Below are 20,654 nucleotides of genomic sequence, written 5' to 3'. Positions count from 1 at the left end.
CAGATAATATTGGTTGAGCGCATATCTATCGACAGGCAGCGGCAGAGCAGCGATACTCAAGCAAGTTGACAATATAGGGAAATGAACTTGAACACGAAAACTCAAACGACCAACCACTTTTTACTCTTCGCGGGTGTGTGTACAGCCATTGCGGCAGTGGCGCACATTGGCTGCATTATCTTTGGCGCGCCTTGGTATCGCTTTTTTGGTGCGGGCGAGGAAATGGCTACTATGGCCGAACAGGGGCTTATTTATCCGCACATTGTCACTGCCGTTATCGCTACGATTTTACTGCTCTGGTCATGCTATGCGTTTTCAGGGGCGAAACGGATCCGACAATTACCTATGCTTAAAATCGCCCTGTGTGTAATAAGTGCAATCTTTTTAATAAGGGGAATTGGGTTTGTTTTTATCATGCCAACGATCCCAGATAACAGCATGACGTTTTGGCTGATGAGTTCCTCAATTTGTTTGGTAATAGGAGGGGCTTACGCGCTTGGAACCAAAAAGGCATGGTCACAAATTTAGCCGTTTAATAGCTAGCACTTCAGGTGCTAGCTATTTGTTCAGACTAGGCAGTTAACCTTATTGACTCAGTGCCGTTCTAACACCGGCTTCAAGTTCTTCGTGAACAGATTTAAATAACCCAAGTTGGCGTTCAATGATATATTCAGGTACACCCTCCATAGCGCGTGCTATGTTGCCGTACAAGCGCTGTTTTTGGGCATCATCAAATAGGCAATATAGGGCACGAGGCTGTGAAAAATCATCATTGTCTTTGCGGTGGTCGTATCTATCCGCCATTCCTTCAAGCTCAAGAGCAGGGCGTTTATACTCTGGGCTCTCTTTTGGGCCTCCCATCGAGTTAGGCTCGTAGTAAGCATCTTCGTTACCACCAGGTTCATTATTAAAGAACCGCATTGCACCGTCTTTGTGGTAATGATGCACAGGGCATTTTGGGCGATTAACAGGTAATGCCTCATAATGCGTACCGAGTCGGTAGCGGTGAGCATCGGCATAGGAGAAAATGCGTGCTTGCAACATTTTATCCGGAGAAAATCCAATGCCAGATACCACGTTAGACGGACTAAATGCGGCTTGTTCTATCTCAGCAAAATAATTGTCTGGTACGCGATTTAATTCGAGAGTGCCAACATCGATGAGTGGAAAGTCGCCATGCGGCCAGACTTTGGTTAAATCAAACGGATTGTGTTGGAACTGTTTTGCTTGCGCTTCAGTCATCACTTGAATTTTCATATCCCATTTCGGATAATTTCCGCGCTCTATGGCCTCAAGCAAGTCCTCTTGAAAACTCTCTCTGCTTTCGCCAATTACTGATTTTGACTCTTCATCGGTATGATGCTGGTGGCCTTGTTGGGTTTTCATATGAAACTTCACCCAAACTCTTTGGTTTTCCTCGTTAATCAAACTAAAGGTATGAGAGCCATAGCCATTCATATGTCTCACATCCGTTGGCAAGCCACGGTCAGACATTAAAATCAATACTTGATGCAGGCTTTCTGGCGACAGTGACCAAAAATCCCATTGCGCGGTGTTGGAACGCAGGTTGGTTTTTGGGTGGCGCTTTTGGGTGTGAATAAAATCTGGGAATTTATACGGATCACGGACAAAAAATACGGGGGTATTATTACCAACTAAATCCCAATTTCCTTCATCAGTGTAAAACTTTATCGAGAAACCTCTTACGTCACGCTCCGCATCGGCAGCCCCTTTTTCACCGGCTACTGTTGAAAAGCGCATCAGAATGTCGGTTTGCTTACCAACCTCAGCAAATAGCTTTGCCTTGGTATATCGGCTTATATCGTTTGTTACCGTAAATGTTCCAAACGCACCCCATCCTTTAGCATGCACGGTACGCTCTGGAATACGTTCTCTATTTTGATGCGCCAGTTTTTCGATTAACTGGTAATCCTCAACCAATAATGGGCCTCTAGGACCTGCGGTAAGACTATTTTGATTATCGGCGATTGGATTACCAGCTGTGGTGGTTAATGGACACTTGGTCATTGCTCGTTTCCTTCATATAAAATTTAGAAACTAACAGCAAGAAATGAACCAAAGAAAAATTCAATTTAAACAATTAGTTGAGTAGTAGCTTAGCGGTGGTTGTGATTTTTACAGAGCAAAGTTTTCAAACGCGTTGTAAGAGCTACGTAAGTGGTGAGCTAGGATATTGCTCACCACTTACTCATCTTAGTTACTGAGATTCGGCAAATGCATCAAGCTCACTTTCCATTTGCTCTCGCATTTTGAACTTTTGTAGCTTGCCTGTGACTGTCATCGGATAATTTTCAACGAGCTTGATATGTTTTGGGACTTTGAAATAGGCGAGTTTATCTTTTAAAAATATACGAATATCCTCTTCCGAAATATAGTGTCCGGGCTTAAGTTGAACCCAAACACATACTTCCTCACCATATTTTTCGTCTTTGATCCCAAATACAGCGGCGTCTTGAATATCATGATGATGATAAAGCACTTCCTCAATTTCTCTGGGGTAAATATTCTCGCCACCGCGAATGATCATGTCTTTTATGCGGCCGACGATACTGACGAACCCTTCGTTGTCCATTACCCCTAAATCGCCAGAATGTAGCCAGCCATCGCTATCAATAGTTGCCGCCGTTTTTTCTGGGTCTTGCCAATAGCCTTTCATTACGCAATATCCTCGGGCACATACTTCACCAGGCGTACCAATTGGGGCAATATGTCCTAGCTCGTCAATAATTTTGACCTCGGTATGTGGCATAGCGCGACCAACAGTCTGCACGCGTTTCTCAACAGGCGAATCGATTTCGGTAATATTATTGATTGGGCTGCACTCGGTTTGCCCGTAACCAATTAGTACATCGGTCATATGCATTTGGGTTTGTACTTGGCGCATGACCTTTTCAGGGCAGGTAGAGCCTGCCATCACCCCAGTGCGCAGCGAAGATAGATCAAACTGTGTAAAGTCTGAGTGCTCTAATTGTGCGATAAACATTGTTGGTACACCGTGAAGCCCAGTGCACTTTTCTCGTTCAACAACTTCTAAGGTGACAAGCGGATCAAAGCTATCGTTAGGGAATACAGCGCACGCCCCTTTACTGATACAAACGAGATTACCGAGTACCATACCAAAACAATGATAAAGCGGCACGGGAATACAAAGCTTGTCTTGCTCTGTGAGCTTCATAGCATTGGCGACGAGTAATCCGTTATTGAGGATATTATTGTGGGTGAGGGTGGCGCCTTTCGGGTTGCCTGTAGTACCTGAAGTGAATTGAATATTGATTGCGTCGCTGGCACTGAGGTTGGCTGCAATCGCATTTGCCTCAAGATAGTGGGCATCATTAGCTTTAGATAACAGGGTGCTGAAATTCATAAGACCGGGTTCAATATCTTCGTCAATCAGCACAATCTGTTTGAGAGAGGGAAGGCGCTGTGAAGATAATTCGCCAAACATACAGTCATAAGATTCTGGTGCCAGCTCTCTTATCATGTCAACGTAATGGCTATGTTTAAATGATTTCGCCATAACTAACATCTTACACTCAACGTTGTTTAGCACGTATTCAAGCTCGCTTGGACGATAAGCTGGGTTAATGCACACCATGATCGCGCCAATTTTAGCGGTTGCAAATTGCACTAGACTCCATTCAAGATTGTTTGGAGACCAAATCCCAACTCTATCCCCTGGTTGTATGCCCACAGCTAAAAGGCTTGCGGCAAGTTGATTTATTTTGGCGAGATACTCACGATAATTTAAGCGAACAGATTGATGAGAGACAACAATGGCTTCTCTTTCTGGATAATTGTCGACAATATCTTCTAGGTATTGCCCTATGGTGAGTTGAGTAAGCGGTGCTACTTGGGGGCCTTTGAAGTAACTCTTTGTAAGTGCACTTGCATTTATTAATTGGCTCTCTGTTGTCATATCTTGTCCTTGCTGTTGATCTCTAGTTTTTATCATTATGCTTTATCAGTGATAACCTAATTGTCGACAAAATCAAGTGCATTTGGACGAAAAGCATGAAATTACGACTAATGGCTAGTGATAAAGTGTGTGATGGTGAGGTAGTGGAAAGGTCAAGATTAGCTTTTTTGGGGTATAAAAAACGCCTGAAAATTCAGGCGTTTTGTGGTTTCACTTAAGGGATGTTATTAAGCTAATCCTTCATCTGTATCGACATGCTCATCTTTATGATGCTTCGCGATTTCATCTGAAAGTTCTTGCTTAGAACGCTTCTCTGACATCCGTCTTGCCATTAGCCAATAGAAGAATAGTGGCAAGAAGAATACTGCGAGGAAGGTAGCCGAGAGCATACCACCCATTACGCCAGTACCCACACTGTGTCTTGCTCCTGCGCCAGCTCCAGAACTCATCACCAGTGGAACTACACCAAGTATGAAAGCAAGTGAAGTCATGATAATAGGTCTAAAACGCAGTCTTGCCGCTTCAAGGGCTGCAGTTGCTGGACTCCATCCTTCTTGATACTTCATGAGTGCGTACTCGACAATAAGAATGGCATTTTTACTGGCAAGGCCAAGTAAGGTAACCAAACCGATTTGGAAGTAAACGTCGTTGGTTAGCCCAGCGATCCAGATTGAGACCAATGCACCAAAAGTACCAAACGGTAGCGCTAACATAACCGAGAATGGCAATGACCAGCGCTCATAAAGTGCTGCGAGGATCAAAAATACCATGATCACGGCCATACCGAGTGCAATACCGGTTGTACCAGAGTTTTGCTTTTCTTGGAACGCGGAACCCGTCCACTCGTAAGTCATATCAGGTGGTAGCACTTTGTTGGCGATACGCTCAAACTCCGCGATAGCTTGACCTGAGCTGTAGCCGGGTGCTGCTTCGCCCATTAACTTAACTGCAGATAAGTTATTGTAACGATTCATGGTTTCCGGGCCACGACTATACTCAACATCCGTAAATGCAGAAATTGGTACCATTTCGCCACGATTGTTTTTCACATAAATGCGGCCAACATCTTCCGGTGTCATTCTAAACTCGGCTTCAGCGGACATAATCACTTGCCATGCACGACCAAATTTATTGAAGTCGTTGACGTAGTAATTACCTAAATTGGCTGCAAGTGCGTTAAACGCAGAATTGATATTAACCCCCATGGCACGCGCTTGTTCACGATCCATATGCACTTTTAGCTGTGGTGCATCAGGACGCCATAGCGTTTGAATGCCTGTAAGGATAGGGCTCTTCTGCGCCTCGGCCATGATCATCTGCATGCCTTGCTTCAATTTAGCGGGATCAGAGCCGCCTTTATTTTGCAAGAAGACTTCAAATCCGCCTGTTGTACCCAAGCCGAAAATTGGCGGTGGGTTAAACGCCAGCACTAATGCTTCGTTAATATGCGCGGTTTTCATAAATAACTCACCAACAAGTTCCTTCGCCGACACATCGCGTTCATCCCAATGTGTTTGCGTCACGAACATAGTCGCCGCGCTATTTTTGAAGCCACCACCGATGAAGTCCATCCCCGTAAACGCCACGACGTTTTCGTTAGCTGGGTTTGACTTTGCAGCCGCTATCACTTCATCGGCCACTTTCGCAGTGCGCTCTAACGAAGAGCCATCAGGCAAGAACACCGCTATCATATAGTAACCTTGGTCTTCGTCTGGTACCAACGAGCTTGGTGTTTTTTGCCACAGGAATACCGTTGCACCAATCATCGCTACCATTAAGGTTAGGCCTACAAAACCACGGCGAACCATAAAGCTAACCGCACCAACATAGCGTCCGGTTACACGATGGAACCAGTCATTGAACCACAAGAAAAACTTGGCATCTTGTTTGTGCTCGTGCTTAAGCAGCAATACACAAAGTGCAGGCGTCATCGTCAGTGCAACCACACCGGATAAACTTACAGAGATGGAGATTGTGATCGCAAATTGGCGGAATAGCTCGCCTGTTAACCCTCCTAGGAAAGCGATAGGTACAAACACCGAACACAATACCAATACAATCGCGACTACGGGGCCGCTTACTTCTTGCATCGCTTTAACTGCGGCTTCTCTAGCCTGTAAGCCTTGCTCATGCATAATACGTTCGACGTTCTCAAGTACCACGATGGCATCATCTACCACGATACCAATCGATAACACCATGCCGAACAGCGTTAGAGTGTTAATCGAGTAACCGAGCATATAGAGACCTGCAAATGTACCAAGTAACGAGACCGGAACTGCAAGCGTTGGAATTAGCGTTGCACGCCAGTTTTGCAAGAACAGGTAAACCACTAAGAATACCAAGATCATTGCTTCACCAAGCGTTTTTAACACCTCGCGAATTGAGACTTCTACAAAGCGTGTGGTGTCGTAAGAGTTAACGTGAGCGAGGCCTGTAGGGAACTGAGGTTTGATCTGTTCAATTTCAGCCTCTACTGCTTTAGCCACGTCAAGCGCATTCGCGCCCGGTTGCAAGAATACACCGAGCAATACCGCTTCTTTACCGTTAATAGTACCTTGGAAGTTATAGTCTTTAGAACCAAGCTCTACGCGAGCAACATCCTTAAGGCGCAGTGTTGAGCCATCTGGGTTTGCTCGAACAATGATATTTTCGAACTCTTCAGCCGTCGATAAACGTCCTTTCGCGGTGACACTATAAACGAGCGATTGCGCGTCTTGAGATGTCGGTGTTGCACCAATACTACCCGCTGCATACTGAGAGTTTTGCTCTCTAATTGCACCCGCAATATCGTCTGCAGTGACTTGCAGTTGACTCATAATATCCGGGCGCAGCCAAATACGCATGGCATAGTCTTTAGCACCGAAGATCTGCACGTTCGTCGTACCAGGAATGCGTTTGACGCGGTCAAGGATATTCATGGTGACGTAGTTAGATGTCCAGAGACTTTCTCGAGTTCCATCTGGCGAATAGAACGCGTGTACTTGCAAGAAGTTAGAAGATGTCTTTTGAACCACAACGCCTTGGCGTCTAGTTTCTTCAGGGAGACGAGCTTCTACTTGCTTCACCCGGTTATTTACATCTACGGCAGCCTGATCAACATCCGTTCCAATCTCAAAAGTAACTGCGATCGTCGTTACGCCAGAGTTGGTACTGGTTGATGTCATGTACATCATGCCTTCAACACCCGTAATCGCGTTTTCGATAGGGGTTGCAACAGTTTGTTCTAATACATCTGCTGATGCACCAGGGTATACCGCACGTACCTCAACTTGAGGTGGTGCAATTTCGGGATACTGTGCAACAGGCAAACTGCGCATTGCAGCAAGCCCCGCAAGCACTATTACGATAGAGATAACAAAGGCAAAAATAGGCCTGTTTATGAAATATTTGGAGAACATCAGATTATTCTCCTTGCTCGCTCACAGACACTGGCATACCAGGGAAGAAGATCCTCGCCATACCTTCAACGATGACAGGTTGACCTTCTTTTAAGCCTTCGCGAATAACCCACATATTCTCATTATTAAGCTTGACCCACTCACCAACTTTGACCGGTGCAGGCAGGGCTACGGTTGTGCCTTGTTCATTTTTGGTGGCAATGTATACAAATTTACCCGTGCCGTTGTCTAATACCGCTCTTTGCGGAAGTACAATGGCGTTATTGCGTACCGCACCAGAGAGTTTAACTCGAACAAACTGACCCGGTCTTAACTCGCCATTTTCATTAGGAATACGAGCTTGTAACTCACTGGTACCCGTGAAGCGGTTTACCCGAACGTCGCTAAAGTTTACTTTACCGGCTTGTCCGTATAGTGAACCGTCTTGCAGAATAATCGTGGTATCAAATTCATTATGATCTGGTAATGACAATGAGCCATTTTCTACATCTTGGCGCATTGTTAGCTGCTCACGCTCTGAAAAGCCGAAGCGAGCACGAATGGTGCTAATGTCGGTAAGTTCAGTTAATAGTACACTCGGACCAGAAACATAACTGCCTTCTGACATCAGTTCACGACCAACAATACCAGAAACAGGTGCTTCAACTTTGGCGTATTCAAGGTCTAGCTTGGCTTCACTCAATGCGACTTTTGCAGATTCTAAATTCGCAACTGCAATATCGTAGGCCGATACTGAGTTATCAAAGTCGCGCTTTGATACTGAACGCTCGTTCTTCAAACGCTCAAGCCTTTCGCTCTCGCGCTTAGTTTGATCAACGTTTGCTTTTGCTGCCTGAAGTGCTGCCTGCGCTTTTTCTACCGCTAATTCAAAAGGTTTAAGCTCGATGGTGAATAATGAATGACCAGCTTTTACAAATTGACCTTCCTCAAAGTTGCGAGATTCGATGATCCCAGAAACTCGAGAACGAATTTCGACTTCTTTATCACCCGCGAGAGTAGCCGGAAGTTCGATATCGAAAGGCACTGATTGAGTAGTAACTTGTTGTACACTCACTTGCGCAGGTGGCATTGCATGGCCCCCTTGCTGTGGTGCTTCTGAACACGCTGACAAAGTGCCTAACGTGAGCATTAAAAAAGATAGGTGTTTAACACGACTGCGTATTGATGCTGGATACATGAACACTCCAATTCCTATATTATCATTTTATGCTGCCCCGGCTTTGACGGGGAACTACCTTGCAATTTGCCTTTAATAACGCACACTCAACTGGATGCAATCAGTCAAGTGAGTTCATTTCATACCTTAACCACACCAAAGTAAAGGCTATTTGTTCGACAATTAAACAAGTAAACGGTAGTGTATACTTAAAGAAATAAAAGGTAAACGGTTGCGTGTACTTTTCTTCAATTTAGGTATACGATCATGTGTACTTTTTATTAACGACTTTATTGATTAAAATAAAGGGAATGTTGATTTATTACGAAGAAGGCTTATCTCTGTATAGAGAGGTGATTCTCGGTATACAACTGACCATGTGAGTAGCAGCTATCAATGGCTCGCTTTTCCCACTATTAATTAAAGACAGAATAAGTAAATGACGCAACTTTCACCAAAACAGCAGTCAATTTTATGTGCAGCGATAGAAGAGTTCGCTCAAAAAGGCTTGCAGGCGACGACGATGGAGTCGATTAGTCAATCAGCGGAAGTATCAAAGCGCACGTTATACAAGCATTACTCGACCAAAGACGAGCTCTTTGATGCCGTTGTTGAGCTGTTAATTGAGCGAATTAAGCCGATAACAGCGATACAATTTATCCCAAACTATGACTTTTCAGTGCAACTGCAACATCTTGCGAAAAGCGCAATGACTTTGTTGAATGACGAGGATTATATGCGTTTGTCGCGTATTGTGATGATTGAATCGATGCGTAGCTTTGAGCAAGCACAGAATTTAAATGAAAAGTTTAGTCATTGTGAAGCCGCGATGATCCAATGGTTCGAAGATGCTGCGAATTCAGGGTGTCTTGGTAGTTTTGATGCGGACTTTGCCGCAGCGTACTTTTGGGGCGCACTGAAAAAGCTAGGCTATTGGGAACGCGCAATAAAATGGCAAGCTCCGCTTCCAGAAGCAGAGCTTGATATATTAGTTGAAAAGGCGGTCTCGCTATTTTGTAATGGCGTTACTCAACGCCAATAAATCCACCGGTTTGATGCGACCACAGTTTGGCGTAAATACCACCTAAAGCTAGCAAGGATTGATGGCTTCCTTCTTCTACTATCCGACCTTCATCCATAACGATTAATCTGTCCATTTGTGCAATCGTGGATAACCTATGGGCAATCGCTATAACGGTTTTACCTTCCATCAGTGCATCTAAGCTCTCTTGGATAGCTTGCTCAACCTCAGAATCCAAGGCTGAAGTGGCTTCGTCTAAAATTAAAATTGGCGCATTTTTTAGTAATACACGGGCAATGGCGATACGTTGGCGTTGGCCACCTGATAGTTTCACACCGCGTTCACCTACTTGTGCGTCAAAGCCAGTATTACCGTGACTGTCTTCTAAATCTTGGATAAAATCGTAAGCCTGCGCTTCTTTTGTTGCGGCTATTAATTCTTCTTCTGATGCATCAGGGCGACCATAAAGAATATTGTCACGCACGCTGCGATGGAGCAAAGAAGTATCTTGCGTCACCATGGCGATATGACGTCTTAAGCTTTCCTGTTTTACTTTCGCAATATTTTGGCCATCTATTTCGATGCTGCCGCCGTCGGTATCGTAGAATCTCAGTAATAAGTTCACTAAGGTCGACTTCCCCGCACCTGAGCGGCCAACTACACCAATTTTCTCGCCGGGTTTGATATGTAGGTTCAAGTTGTCGATGACGTTATGTTGTCTCGCTGCATCTTTACGCTTATAAGCGAAGGTAGTGTTACAAAAGTCGATTTTTCCGGCTTTAAAATCTAACTGTGGCGCTGTTTGTTGGTCAACAATATCAAGCGGTCTTGAGAGTGTGTTCATGCCGTCTGCAACCGTACCAATATTTTCGAATAGGCCGCTAATTTCCCACATTATCCACTGCGCCATACCATTTAGTCGTAAGGCTAAACCCACTGTAATTGCGATTGCACCAGCGGTTATTGCATTAAATGACCATAAGTAGATTGAAAGCGCGGCAACGGAAAATACCAGCAGATAATTTAAGGCCTGAATACTAACGTTTAAACTAGTTGCTAAGCGCATCTGCTTATAAACAGGTTGAATAAACACATCCATGCTGTCTTTGGCATATTCTTCTTCTCGTTTGGTATAAGAGAAAAGCTTTACGGTTGAAATATTGGTGTAGCTATCAACGATCCTTCCCGTCATTTCTGAGCGCGCGTCAGCCTGCTCACTAGAAACGCGTTTTAGTTTAGGAACAAAATAAAACTGGAAACAGATATAGCAGCCAAGCCAAATAACCAAGGGGATCATCAAACGTATATCACTGCTTGCAACAAGCGCGAGCATTGCGGTGAAGTACACTAAAATATAAACCAGCACATCGAGTAGCTTCATGACTGATTCGCGCACGGCTAGGGCGGTTTGCATCACTTTAGTTGCAATACGCCCTGCAAACTCGTCTTGATAGAATGTCATAGACTGCTTTAGCAAGTAGCGGTGTGCCTGCCAGCGAATAGCCATTGGGTAATTACCCAATAAACTCTGATGTAAAATGGCGCTGTGAAAAAAGACTAACAGTGGCAGCGCCACTAACGTGATGACAGACATTCGAATTAACTCGGTTTGTTTAGCTTCAAATAGAGTTTGTGGTGTATAAGTGGAGAGCCAGTCAACTAAATCACCCATAAAGCCAAATAATGTTACTTCCAAAATTGCGAGGAGCGCAGCACTTAGCGACATAAATAACAAGGGTAATTCCATTCCCTTAGTATAGAAGCGACAGAAAGCCAACAAACCTTGTGGTGGCTGACCAACTTCTTGCTCGGGAAAGGGTTTGGTAAAGCGTTCAAATACTCGATACATGGATGATCCCTAAATTTGTTCAGAAGCTAGTCTACCTTGATAGTATGAAATGCGCGAGTCACAGATTGGTGCTCAATTTGCACGAATGATTATAGTTGTTTTTGGTTGAGTAGTTTTTGTGTAATGAACTCACCAGTGACAGCATTATAGCTACTCAAAGTCAGTGGCGTAGAATAGTGCTTTAAATAGACCTGATCATGTGGCTTTTCTACTGTAATTTTATCGATTGGGACGAGTTTATTACCTTCCTCGACAAAAAATGACAGCTCTAAATAGCATGGAAACACCTTTTTACATACACCGAGTGATTGTTGTTGTAAGTCAAACGTTGAAGAGAGCCAACTTGGCCTATTATTGATTTTAGTGGTTTTGGGCCAAGTTACAGAAAGATCAAACCTTTGCGGGTCTGAAGAGTAGTGCTGAGATTGGCTTGCTACTCGTGCGAGGAGCAAAGGAGTATTGCCACTCACTGATTGAACCTCAGATAAGCGAACCTGATCAACGGTGAGTGGATTAATTTTCAATGTTTGCTTGAGTTCACTTGCCAGTTGGTTTTGTTCATCTAGTTGAGAAAATCCGAGGTGAACGAGTAATTTTGCATCGCGATTGTTATCAAATACCTTTTCTTTTATGTGTTTAGCCGCGGCTTTGGCTCTACCTTGTTGTGAGTCGTGATCGTAACTAATAATCTCGTAGCCATGCGATTTGGCTTCAAATATCAAGCTAGCGTAAGTCGCCTCCATGGTGTAGATCCCATGCTCATATGTTGTAAAGCCGTGTTTATTGATTTGCTGCTCAACGCTTACCTGTGGGGTAAGCGCTTCTAATGCAAGATAGCGATAGCCTTGTTCATATAAAGGCTTCAACAGGGCAATCGTTAGCGCTCGGTGTTTAGCATTATGATACGCCTCGTTTACCATAGTGATACGCGTGTCAGCAGCCTTTTGTTCTATGATTTCTAGCGCAGGAACTAGCCGATAATCGTTTAGCAACATATCTGGGTTGATCACCCCTGAGGTGAGTTTTTCTGCTTCAAAATAATTGCCGACAATAGAATGATAAGTTGCTGCATATTGAATGTTTGCTGAGCTGCTATCTAAATGCCCTTTGACTGGAATTTGGCTTTCGAGTGACCGTGTGTTTTCAAACACACGTTTATCTGAGTTAACACCAAAGATTAAAGAAGCAGGGTTAGCGCTTGAATTTGCTAATGCTGTTACGGATATCAGCGAACATGCGCTAAAAATAACGGCTTTTCCATACTGTTGAGGTAACACCTAAATCCACTCCTTGCGGTTTATTACGGTTATATTAATAGCATAAAAGCGCGGAGGGCTGAATCAAATAAAAGCAAATTTTTTACAAGTATTTTATATTTGAATTATTTACAGGGGAGAGAAGTGTGGAAGCAAATAAAAAGGCCAGTAGCTAAGTAACTGCTGGCCCTTGATATGATTATTCTTCTTTGCCGTATGTTTTACGAAGAATATAAACATAGGCATTGATGAAAGCTTGCTCTTGAAACTTTTTCAACCCAGTGTCTTCATAGTCAACAGGAATTGGGTTTCTTTTTAATTGCTCTTTAACTTCAGTGCCAGAAAGTAACTGCACGTCCACGCCTGAAATTAACTGGATTGCAGCTTCCATTTTAAAACCAGCCGCACTACCTGCGAATTTACCTTTGTGTGGGCGCTGACGAATGGCGATAGAATCTACGCCGTAATCTTCTACTAGTTTTGCAAAGTCGAATTGGAACTTGCGCATTTCATCAAGTTCTGTCCCTTGGTTACTTAACGTAAAGCGGCGCTGACGAATGTCTCTAATATCAAAAACATCATCTTCTTTCGTTAGCATACAAAGCAAAGCTTCGCTGCCTGAAATTTCAACCCCAAGTGTTCTCATTTTCGTGTCCAGATTATGCAAAAATTGAATTATCTCACAGTGTTATTTCTATTGCTATCGCTGCATGGTCAGAATAGCAAATATCTTCGTCCATGCGCTTTGGATCAAGGTGAGCATCGTAACTGTAGTAATGTAACGACTTCACCCTGGGCGTTTCTCGGTTGGGATTGAACTCTTTTGAACAAAGAATGTAATCAAGTACGTTACCTTCACCTTGATAGTAATGACTGGCTGGTTTTTCTTTGTGGTTGTTGTCGGCGTAAAGAAAACTGTCAAACAAACCGACATTATCAAAGCCATTACTAGCAAGGACGGGTGGAAAGGCTTGCGTCATAAAAGATAATGCCGGGCTGTCTAATGCATCATTGAAGTCGCCCATCACCAATGTTGCAGCTTGTTTCTCCCTTTGTGTTTTTAATGCATCGTAATAAATGATGGAAGCTTCGAGTGAACGTGAGATCTGCGACTGCATCGTACCTACGGTTTCGTGAAGCAATGTAAGTAGCGGGTCATCTTGATTGGAATCTCCCAGCATGTGGGCCATTGAATGTACGCGTTGAGACTTAAAGTGCACGGCATAACACGCGAGTAACCCAAAGCCTGGAATGTCGAACTTGCATTTTATCGGGGTGCGATTGAATTTAAACTGATGTTGATTATTAAGGTATTCGAGTAATTCGGGGCAGGGCTCTAACGGCGCAAAGGATTTAAATGGTAGTTTTGATGCGATAGCGACCACGGGTTTAAACAGTACCGACGGGTAGACGTGATCAGGACTTGGCGCATCTACAGTGGCAAAGTGGACAAGACCCAAGTCTTCGCACAGCATCTGTAAGCTATCAGGTGAGAAGACCTCTTGAAACACAATGACATCGGGGTTTATATGCTGAATGAGTCCCGTAATAAACTGAGTTTTGGTTTGCCACTGTGTTTCATTATAGTGCTCATGAAGTTGATAAAAAGAATAAGGCGGCGCTGCAAAATTTAGTAGATTAAAGGTTGCAAACCGATAACGCTTTTTGGCCACGAATAATCCCAAAATAGTTTTTGTAAATTAATAGATTAATTTTAGCTCTAGGCTTGCACTTAGCCAAGTAACACGCGAGAATAGTGGCTCTTATTCGAAAGTCCTCGGATGAGCCGCGATAATTCGCGCAAGACAATGCTTATTCGTAAAAGCGTTGATAGGCACACTTTAAAATTAATTAAATACATGTGATGCATTGTAGGTGTCACCACTGTAAATAGGATTTATCATGCCAGTTATTACTCTCCCTGACGGCAGTCAGCGTATTTTTGAAAACCCTGTCACTACTCTAGAAGTCGCTCAAGACATCGGTCCTGGCCTTGCGAAAGCAACGATTGCTGGCCGTGTAAATGGCGTTCGTGTTGATGCTTGTGACCTCATCGAAAATGACTCAGCGCTTGAAATCATCACCGCAAAAGACGACGACGGTCTTGAAATTATTCGTCACTCGTGTGCGCACTTGATTGGTCACGCTGTAAAACAATTGTTCCCAGAAGCTAAAATGGCGATTGGTCCTACTATCGACAACGGTTTCTATTACGATGTTGACTTAGAGCATTCGCTTACTCAAGAGGACCTTGAAGCGATAGAAAAGCGTATGTTGGAGTTGGCAAAAACCGACTACGACGTAGTAAAGAAAAAGGTGAGCTGGCAAGAAGCGCGCGATGCATTTGCAGCACGCGGTGAAACCTATAAGATGGAAATCCTAGACGAGAATATCGCGAAAGATGACCGCCCAGGTTTATATCACCACGAAGAATATGTTGATATGTGTCGTGGTCCGCACGTACCAAATATGAAGTTCTGTCACCACTTCAAGATTATGAAAGTGGCGGGCGCATACTGGCGCGGCAACTCAGAAAACAAGATGTTACAGCGTATCTACGGTACAGCTTGGGCTGACAAAAAGCAGCTAAAGGCGTATCTTAAGCGTCTAGAAGAAGCTGAGAAGCGTGATCACCGTAAAATTGGTAAAGCACTCGATCTGTGGCATTGGCAAGAAGAAGCGCCAGGCATGGTATTTTGGCACAATGATGGCTGGAGCATTTATCGTGAGCTTGAAGATTTTGTTCGCGAAAAACTACGCGAATATCAGTACGAAGAAGTAAAAGGTCCGTTGATGATGGACCGTGGTTTGTGGGAAAAATCAGGCCACTGGGACAAGTATTCAGATGCCATGTTCACGACTGAGTCAGAGAAACGTGAGTATGCTATTAAGCCGATGAACTGCCCAGGTCACGTGCAGATCTTTAACCAGGGTCTAAAGTCATACCGTGATTTACCATTGCGTATGGCTGAGTTTGGTTGTTGTCACCGTAATGAACCATCTGGTGCACTACATGGTTTGATGCGTGTTCGTGGATTTACACAAGACGATGCGCACGTATTCTGCACAGAAGAACAGATCATGGACGAAGTATCAGCATGTATCAAAATGGTGTATGATACGTATTCAACTTTTGGCTTCGAAAAGATCGTTGTTAAATTATCGACGCGCCCTGAAAAACGTATCGGTGAAGACGAAATGTGGGACAAAGCGGAAGCTGCACTTGCAGATGCTTTGAAAGCCAATGACATCGAGTTTGAATATTTACCTGGGGAAGGTGCGTTTTACGGACCGAAGATTGAATTCACGCTATATGACTGTTTAGAGCGTGCATGGCAATGTGGTACAGTGCAATTAGACTTTGCACTACCTGGCCGTTTAGGGGCAACATATGTTGCGGAAAATAACGAGCGTAAAACCCCTGTTATGATCCACCGCGCAATTCTAGGCTCACTAGAGCGCTTTATTGGTATCCTAACGGAAGAATACGCTGGTCAATTCCCAACTTGGCTTGCACCAAAGCAAGTTGTGATCATGAATATCACGGACAAACAAGCCGATTATGTCCACGAAGTTGTACAAAAGTTGAATAAACTTGGAATAAGAGCTTGTGCCGACTTGAGAAATGAGAAGATTGGTTTTAAAATCCGCGAGCATACTTTAAAACGTATACCTTATTTACTAGTGGTAGGTGATAAAGAAGTCGAGCAACAAGAAGTTGCAGTAAGAACCCGTACTGGTGAAGATTTAGGTAAATTCTCGGTTGACGATTTCATCGCGAAAGTTAGCGAAGAGATTAAAAATCGACTATAAATATAAACTTGCGTGTACTTTACTTTTTCTGGTGCACGCATTTACTTTTGAATTTTTTGGAGGAACGTACCATTAGAGGCGGCAAAAAAGGGCAAAATAACGCTCAGAAAAATCGTATTAACGAAGAGATTACAGCGAAAGAAGTTCGCTTAATTGACGCTGAAGGCGAGCAAGCTGGCATTGTCTCAACAAGAGACGCACAAAACATGGCGGAAGAAGCCGGTCTAGATCTAGTTGAGATCAGTCCAAACGCTGAACCACCAGTTTGTAAAGTGATGGACTACGGTAAGTTCCTTTTTGAAAAAGCAAAAATCCAAAAAGAACAAAAGAAAAAGCAAAAGCAAATTCAGGTTAAGGAAGTTAAATTCCGTCCTGGTACTGATGTTGGTGATTACCAAGTTAAGCTACGTAGCCTTCGCAAATTTCTTGAGGGTGGCGACAAAGCTAAAGTCACAATTCGCTTCCGTGGTCGTGAAATGGCGCACCAAGAAATTGGTATCGACCTGTTAAACCGTATCAAGACTGAGTTGGAAGATATCGCATCTGTTGAGTCTTTCCCGAAAAAAGTGGAAGGTCGTCAGATGATAATGATGATGGCACCTATTGCTAAAAAGTCTTAATCTCGGCATAATACGTATCGAATTTAACGCAGGTCTCAAGTGCTAACGCCACCTGCGTTATCCGGTTCTAAAGTAAGGTATTGATCCTTCACCGGTTTTAGGTAGTAAGCTAGGCCTACAAGTGAGTTTATCTCCGCCTACTTACATTGTGTTAAAGCAATATCATTCGGAGTTATTGCAAATGGCTTATAAGCTAAAATCACACAGAGGTGCTGCTAAGCGCTTCAAAAAGACTGCTTCTGGCGGTTACAAGCGTAAACAGTCGCATCTTCGTCACATTCTGACTAAGAAATCTTCAAAGCGTAAATTACACCTTCGTGCTAAGTCTATGGTTCATAAGAATGACCTAGGCCTAATCGATCGTATGTTACCATTCGCTTAATAGAGGATATCAGAAATGGCAAGAGTTAAACGCGGCGTAGTTGCACGTGCACGTCACAAAAAAGTATTAAAGCAAGCTAAAGGTTACTATGGAGCGCGTTCACGCGTTTACCGCGTAGCTTTCCAAGCGGTAACTAAAGCTGGTCAATATGCTTACCGTGACCGTCGTGCTAAGAAACGTACTTTCCGTCAACTATGGATTGCTCGTATCAACGCAGCTGCACGTCAAAATGGTCTTTCTTACAGCCGTTTCATCAATGGCCTTAAAAAGTCATCGATTGAAATTGATCGTAAGATCCTAGCTGATATCGCAGTATACGACCAAGTAGCTTTCGCAGCACTAGTTGCTAAAGCAAAAGATGGTCTAGCTGCTTAATAAGCGGAACTAGAATTAGTCTTAGGACTAAACCTGGTATTGAAAAGGAGCCTTTGGCTCCTTTTTTAGTTTTATATTCGTTATAAACTCTAACGTTAGCGGTTTTTTATTAAGATTTTATCCAGCATCTTACTGCTCAATATTCGTTTCAAGTATCCCATCAAATAGGTCGGAAACGTGACGTAATATCTTGGCTTTGCAGTCTTAGCACTCAGCGCGTGTTGCAGCACTTTATAAACAGCTTCTGGCCCCAAAGTGAATTTTTGCGGAGCTTCTTCTGAGCTTAAGCGGTTAAGCTGCGCCTGATATGCATTGCGATGTACGCTATTTTCGTGATCGATATTCGCTAAAAAGGCGTGTTTCGCGTTTTCTCTAAATTTAGACACGATTGGACCTGGCTCTATTAGGCTAACTTGAATATTGCTACCTGAAAGCTCCATGCGTAGGGTATCGGTAAGTCCTTCAAGTGCAAATTTGCTCGCGTTATAGGCGCCGCGATATGGCAATGCGACTAATCCAAGCACGGATGAGTTATGAACAATGCGGCCTGCGCCTTGCCTACGCATTTGCTCAACTGCGAGACAGGTGAGCGTATGCCAGCCAAAAAAATTAACTTCAAATTGTTGCCGTAACACGTCTGTAGGCAAGTCTTCTACCGCACCAGGTTGGCCGTAGGCTCCGTTATTGAATAAGGCGTCTAGCTGACCATTTGCGATTGTCAAAGCTTGGTTAAAGCCATCGTTTATACTTTGCTCACATGCTAAATCTAGCAGAATACATTGAATGTTTGTGCCTTCAAATTTATTCAAGTCTTTTGCATTTCTAACCGAAGCAATAACTTGATATCCTGCTTTTGACAATTGCACAGCGCAGTAATAACCAATCCCGCTAGAACAACCTGTGATTAAAATTGATTTTTGTATGCTCATTTGATCCCTAAAGTTATGGTTATCTGCGATTAACTGCAAATTTTTGTTGAATCACCGCACATTGTAAGCCGATATCTAAAATATTGATATAATTGGCAGATAAAAGCAGAGGAATAGAGAAATATGATGAGTTCCAGCATTATTATGCTTACTGCAATGCTAGGTATGAACGGTCATTTACCACCCTTGATGGAGTGGCAGGGCAAAAGCGAACAACTATTACAACAACAGGGCCCATTAACGACTGATTTTGAACTAAGCGGTGCGATAGATTCTCCTAATTACGCAGATACGATGGCATTTGTTGACCGCCTAGTGGCTGCCAATCCGACCCAATTTAAGCTAGAGACCATTGGGTTTAGCAATAGTAATCGCGCAATTAAGATGATTGTTGCAACGGAGCAGGGCGGTGATAAATCAAATGTTATTAATAATGGTAAGCCAACCATTTTAGTACAAGCTGGTATTCATGCCGGAGAAATTGACGGCAAAGATGCCATGTTTATGTTGCTTCGCGATGTTGCAACAGGTAAGCGCCGTGATATTTTGACGAAAGTGAATTTACTCTTTATCCCTATTCTCAACGTCGATGGGCATGAAAGGCGCAGTGAGTTTAACCGTATAAATCAACGCGGTCCGACCGTTATGGGCTTTAGGACCAATGCCAATAACTTAAATCTGAATCGTGATTACACTAAATTGGACACGCCAGGAGTCAAGGCGGTCATGCAGGTAATTAACGAATACAATCCGGATCTGTACATTGATGTTCATGTAACGGATGGCGCAGACTACCAATACGATGTCACTTATGGTTTTAACCCGACTTTTGCAAGTGAGTCACCGGCAATAGCTGAGGTGTTAGAGAATCAGATTTCGCCACAAATTAATGCAGCGCTTGCTGCTCAAGGACATATTCCTGGTCCACTTGTGTTTGTGATGGATAAACGAGACTTTAAAAAAGGGCTGGCTGGATGGGTGGCAACGCCGCGATTTTCAAATGGTTGGGGAGATTTAAAGGGACTGCCGACTATACTGGTAGAAAATCACTCATTGAAACCCTATAAGCAGCGTGTACTGGGCACCTATGTGTTTATGGATGGCGTTATCAGTGGCCTCTCAAGCAATATTCAGGCATTACGAGAAGCGGTTCAAAAAGAGGCCGAATTCACACCTAAACAATTGGTAGTTGAACGCAGCTATGCAAAAGAGCCCGACTACATTCAATTTAAAGGCATCCAATACAAGCAGTTTGAAAGTGCATTGTCTGGTCATTTGGAAGCTAAGTACTTAGGCGAGCCACAAAACTATGAGAAGCTGCCAATTTATTGGCAGAAGGAAGTAAAAACAGCGGTGAATGTACCTGAGCAGTTTTACATTCCACCCGCATACCCTGAAGTGGTCGAAAAATTAAAACTGCATGGAATAACCGTTTCTACATTACCAGATGGAACGGTAGTGGAAAAAGTAAGTCAAGCTACAGTAAAAGACTACAAGTTCGATACTGCTCCTTTTGAAGGGCGCTTTAGAGTGAATGCGACTTTCGACATTAAGGAGCTCTCAGATAAGGTCGATCTCAGTGGGTGGTATAAAGTGGCAACGGCGCAAAAATCTGGAGAGCTGGTGACTCACTTACTACATCCAGAAGCGCCTGACTCATTTTTTGCTTGGGGGGAGTTCAATACTATCTTCCAACGTACAGAATATGTTGAAAATTATGCACTTGAACCTTTTGCACGAAAAATGCTAAAACAAAACCCAGCTATGGCATTAGCCTTTGATAAAAAAATACGTGAAGACAAGCAGTTTGCAAACGATCCAAAAGCGCGGATGGAGTGGCTTTATGCAAGAACGCCGTTTTATGATAAAGCGTATCTTAAATATCCTGTTTTGATGTCGTTTGGAGCAAACTAAC

The 20,654-nt window shown here is 43.5% G+C and carries 16 protein-coding genes; 7 read left to right on the top strand and 9 right to left on the bottom strand.

What is annotated here, in order from left to right:
• The first annotated feature begins 81 nt into the window (after positions 1-81).
• Positions 82-528 carry a hypothetical protein gene (locus QSH61_RS09975; protein ID WP_174168805.1) on the top strand — a complete coding sequence of 149 codons (447 nt, stop codon included), beginning with the start codon at positions 82-84 and terminating at the stop codon, positions 526-528.
• A 57-nt stretch (positions 529-585) separates the two neighbouring features.
• On the opposite strand, the gene QSH61_RS09970 is transcribed toward QSH61_RS09975, so the two are convergent.
• The 4 genes from QSH61_RS09970 to QSH61_RS09955 form a co-directional block, all read right to left on the bottom strand.
• Positions 586-2,028 (bottom strand): catalase, encoded by a 1,443-nt coding sequence (locus QSH61_RS09970; protein ID WP_174168806.1) that lies wholly within the window; start codon positions 2,026-2,028, stop codon positions 586-588.
• Positions 2,029-2,218: 190 nt separating this feature from the next.
• Positions 2,219-3,937, bottom strand: coding sequence for an AMP-binding protein (locus QSH61_RS09965; protein WP_174168807.1), 1,719 nt, complete (start codon positions 3,935-3,937; stop codon positions 2,219-2,221).
• Between the two features lie 227 nt (positions 3,938-4,164).
• Positions 4,165-7,338, bottom strand: a complete 3,174-nt coding sequence (locus QSH61_RS09960) for an efflux RND transporter permease subunit (RefSeq protein WP_010604876.1) — start codon at positions 7,336-7,338, stop codon at positions 4,165-4,167.
• 4 nt (positions 7,339-7,342) lie between these two features.
• Positions 7,343-8,515: an efflux RND transporter periplasmic adaptor subunit gene (locus QSH61_RS09955; protein WP_102056877.1), complete on the bottom strand. Its 1,173-nt coding sequence runs from the start codon at positions 8,513-8,515 to the stop codon at positions 7,343-7,345.
• A gap of 418 nt (positions 8,516-8,933) precedes the next feature.
• Between QSH61_RS09955 and QSH61_RS09950 the strand changes: the two genes are divergently transcribed.
• Positions 8,934-9,536, top strand: coding sequence for a TetR/AcrR family transcriptional regulator (locus QSH61_RS09950; protein ID WP_010604874.1), 603 nt, complete (start codon positions 8,934-8,936; stop codon positions 9,534-9,536).
• On the opposite strand, the gene QSH61_RS09945 is transcribed toward QSH61_RS09950, so the two are convergent.
• The 4 genes from QSH61_RS09945 to QSH61_RS09930 form a co-directional block, all read right to left on the bottom strand.
• Entirely contained in the window at positions 9,520-11,364 is a 1,845-nt protein-coding gene (locus QSH61_RS09945; RefSeq protein WP_102056876.1) for an ABC transporter ATP-binding protein, read from the bottom strand. The genes QSH61_RS09950 and QSH61_RS09945 overlap by 17 nt on opposite strands.
• An 89-nt stretch (positions 11,365-11,453) precedes the next feature.
• Positions 11,454-12,641 carry a hypothetical protein gene (locus QSH61_RS09940; protein ID WP_206473184.1) on the bottom strand — a complete coding sequence of 396 codons (1,188 nt, stop codon included), beginning with the start codon at positions 12,639-12,641 and terminating at the stop codon, positions 11,454-11,456.
• A gap of 178 nt (positions 12,642-12,819) precedes the next feature.
• Positions 12,820-13,266, bottom strand: coding sequence for a DUF3010 family protein (locus tag QSH61_RS09935; RefSeq protein ID WP_010604871.1), 447 nt, complete (start codon positions 13,264-13,266; stop codon positions 12,820-12,822).
• A 34-nt stretch (positions 13,267-13,300) separates the two neighbouring features.
• On the bottom strand, positions 13,301-14,293 hold the full coding sequence (locus QSH61_RS09930; protein ID WP_174168809.1) for an endonuclease/exonuclease/phosphatase family protein: 993 nt from the start codon (positions 14,291-14,293) through the stop codon (positions 13,301-13,303).
• Positions 14,294-14,522: 229 nt separating this feature from the next.
• Between QSH61_RS09930 and thrS the strand changes: the two genes are divergently transcribed.
• The 4 genes from thrS to rplT all read left to right on the top strand — a co-directional run bounded on the left by thrS (position 14,523) and on the right by rplT (position 17,810).
• Positions 14,523-16,433: a threonine--tRNA ligase gene (thrS, locus tag QSH61_RS09925; RefSeq protein ID WP_095729293.1), complete on the top strand. Its 1,911-nt coding sequence runs from the start codon at positions 14,523-14,525 to the stop codon at positions 16,431-16,433.
• A gap of 56 nt (positions 16,434-16,489) precedes the next feature.
• The gene (infC, locus tag QSH61_RS09920) at positions 16,490-17,053 is read left to right on the top strand and encodes a translation initiation factor IF-3 (protein ID WP_095729294.1); all 564 of its coding nucleotides are present in this window, start codon (positions 16,490-16,492) and stop codon (positions 17,051-17,053) included.
• A gap of 181 nt (positions 17,054-17,234) precedes the next feature.
• Positions 17,235-17,435 carry a 50S ribosomal protein L35 gene (gene rpmI / locus QSH61_RS09915; protein WP_010604868.1) on the top strand — a complete coding sequence of 67 codons (201 nt, stop codon included), beginning with the start codon at positions 17,235-17,237 and terminating at the stop codon, positions 17,433-17,435.
• Between the two features lie 15 nt (positions 17,436-17,450).
• Positions 17,451-17,810 (top strand): 50S ribosomal protein L20, encoded by a 360-nt coding sequence (gene rplT, locus QSH61_RS09910; protein WP_010376973.1) that lies wholly within the window; start codon positions 17,451-17,453, stop codon positions 17,808-17,810.
• 95 nt (positions 17,811-17,905) lie between these two features.
• On the opposite strand, the gene QSH61_RS09905 is transcribed toward rplT, so the two are convergent.
• The gene (locus QSH61_RS09905) at positions 17,906-18,739 is read right to left on the bottom strand and encodes an SDR family oxidoreductase (protein WP_174168810.1); all 834 of its coding nucleotides are present in this window, start codon (positions 18,737-18,739) and stop codon (positions 17,906-17,908) included.
• A gap of 123 nt (positions 18,740-18,862) precedes the next feature.
• Here QSH61_RS09905 and QSH61_RS09900 point away from each other — a divergent pair, with 123 nt between their 5' ends.
• The gene (locus tag QSH61_RS09900) at positions 18,863-20,653 is read left to right on the top strand and encodes a M14 family metallopeptidase (RefSeq protein ID WP_424793424.1); all 1,791 of its coding nucleotides are present in this window, start codon (positions 18,863-18,865) and stop codon (positions 20,651-20,653) included.
• The last annotated feature ends 1 nt before the right edge of the window (position 20,654 follow it).

It is taken from the genome of Pseudoalteromonas sp. JC3 (assembly GCF_030291895.1).
Lineage (GTDB): Bacteria > Pseudomonadota > Gammaproteobacteria > Enterobacterales > Alteromonadaceae > Pseudoalteromonas.
This window is presented reverse-complemented; position numbering and strand designations above follow the sequence as displayed.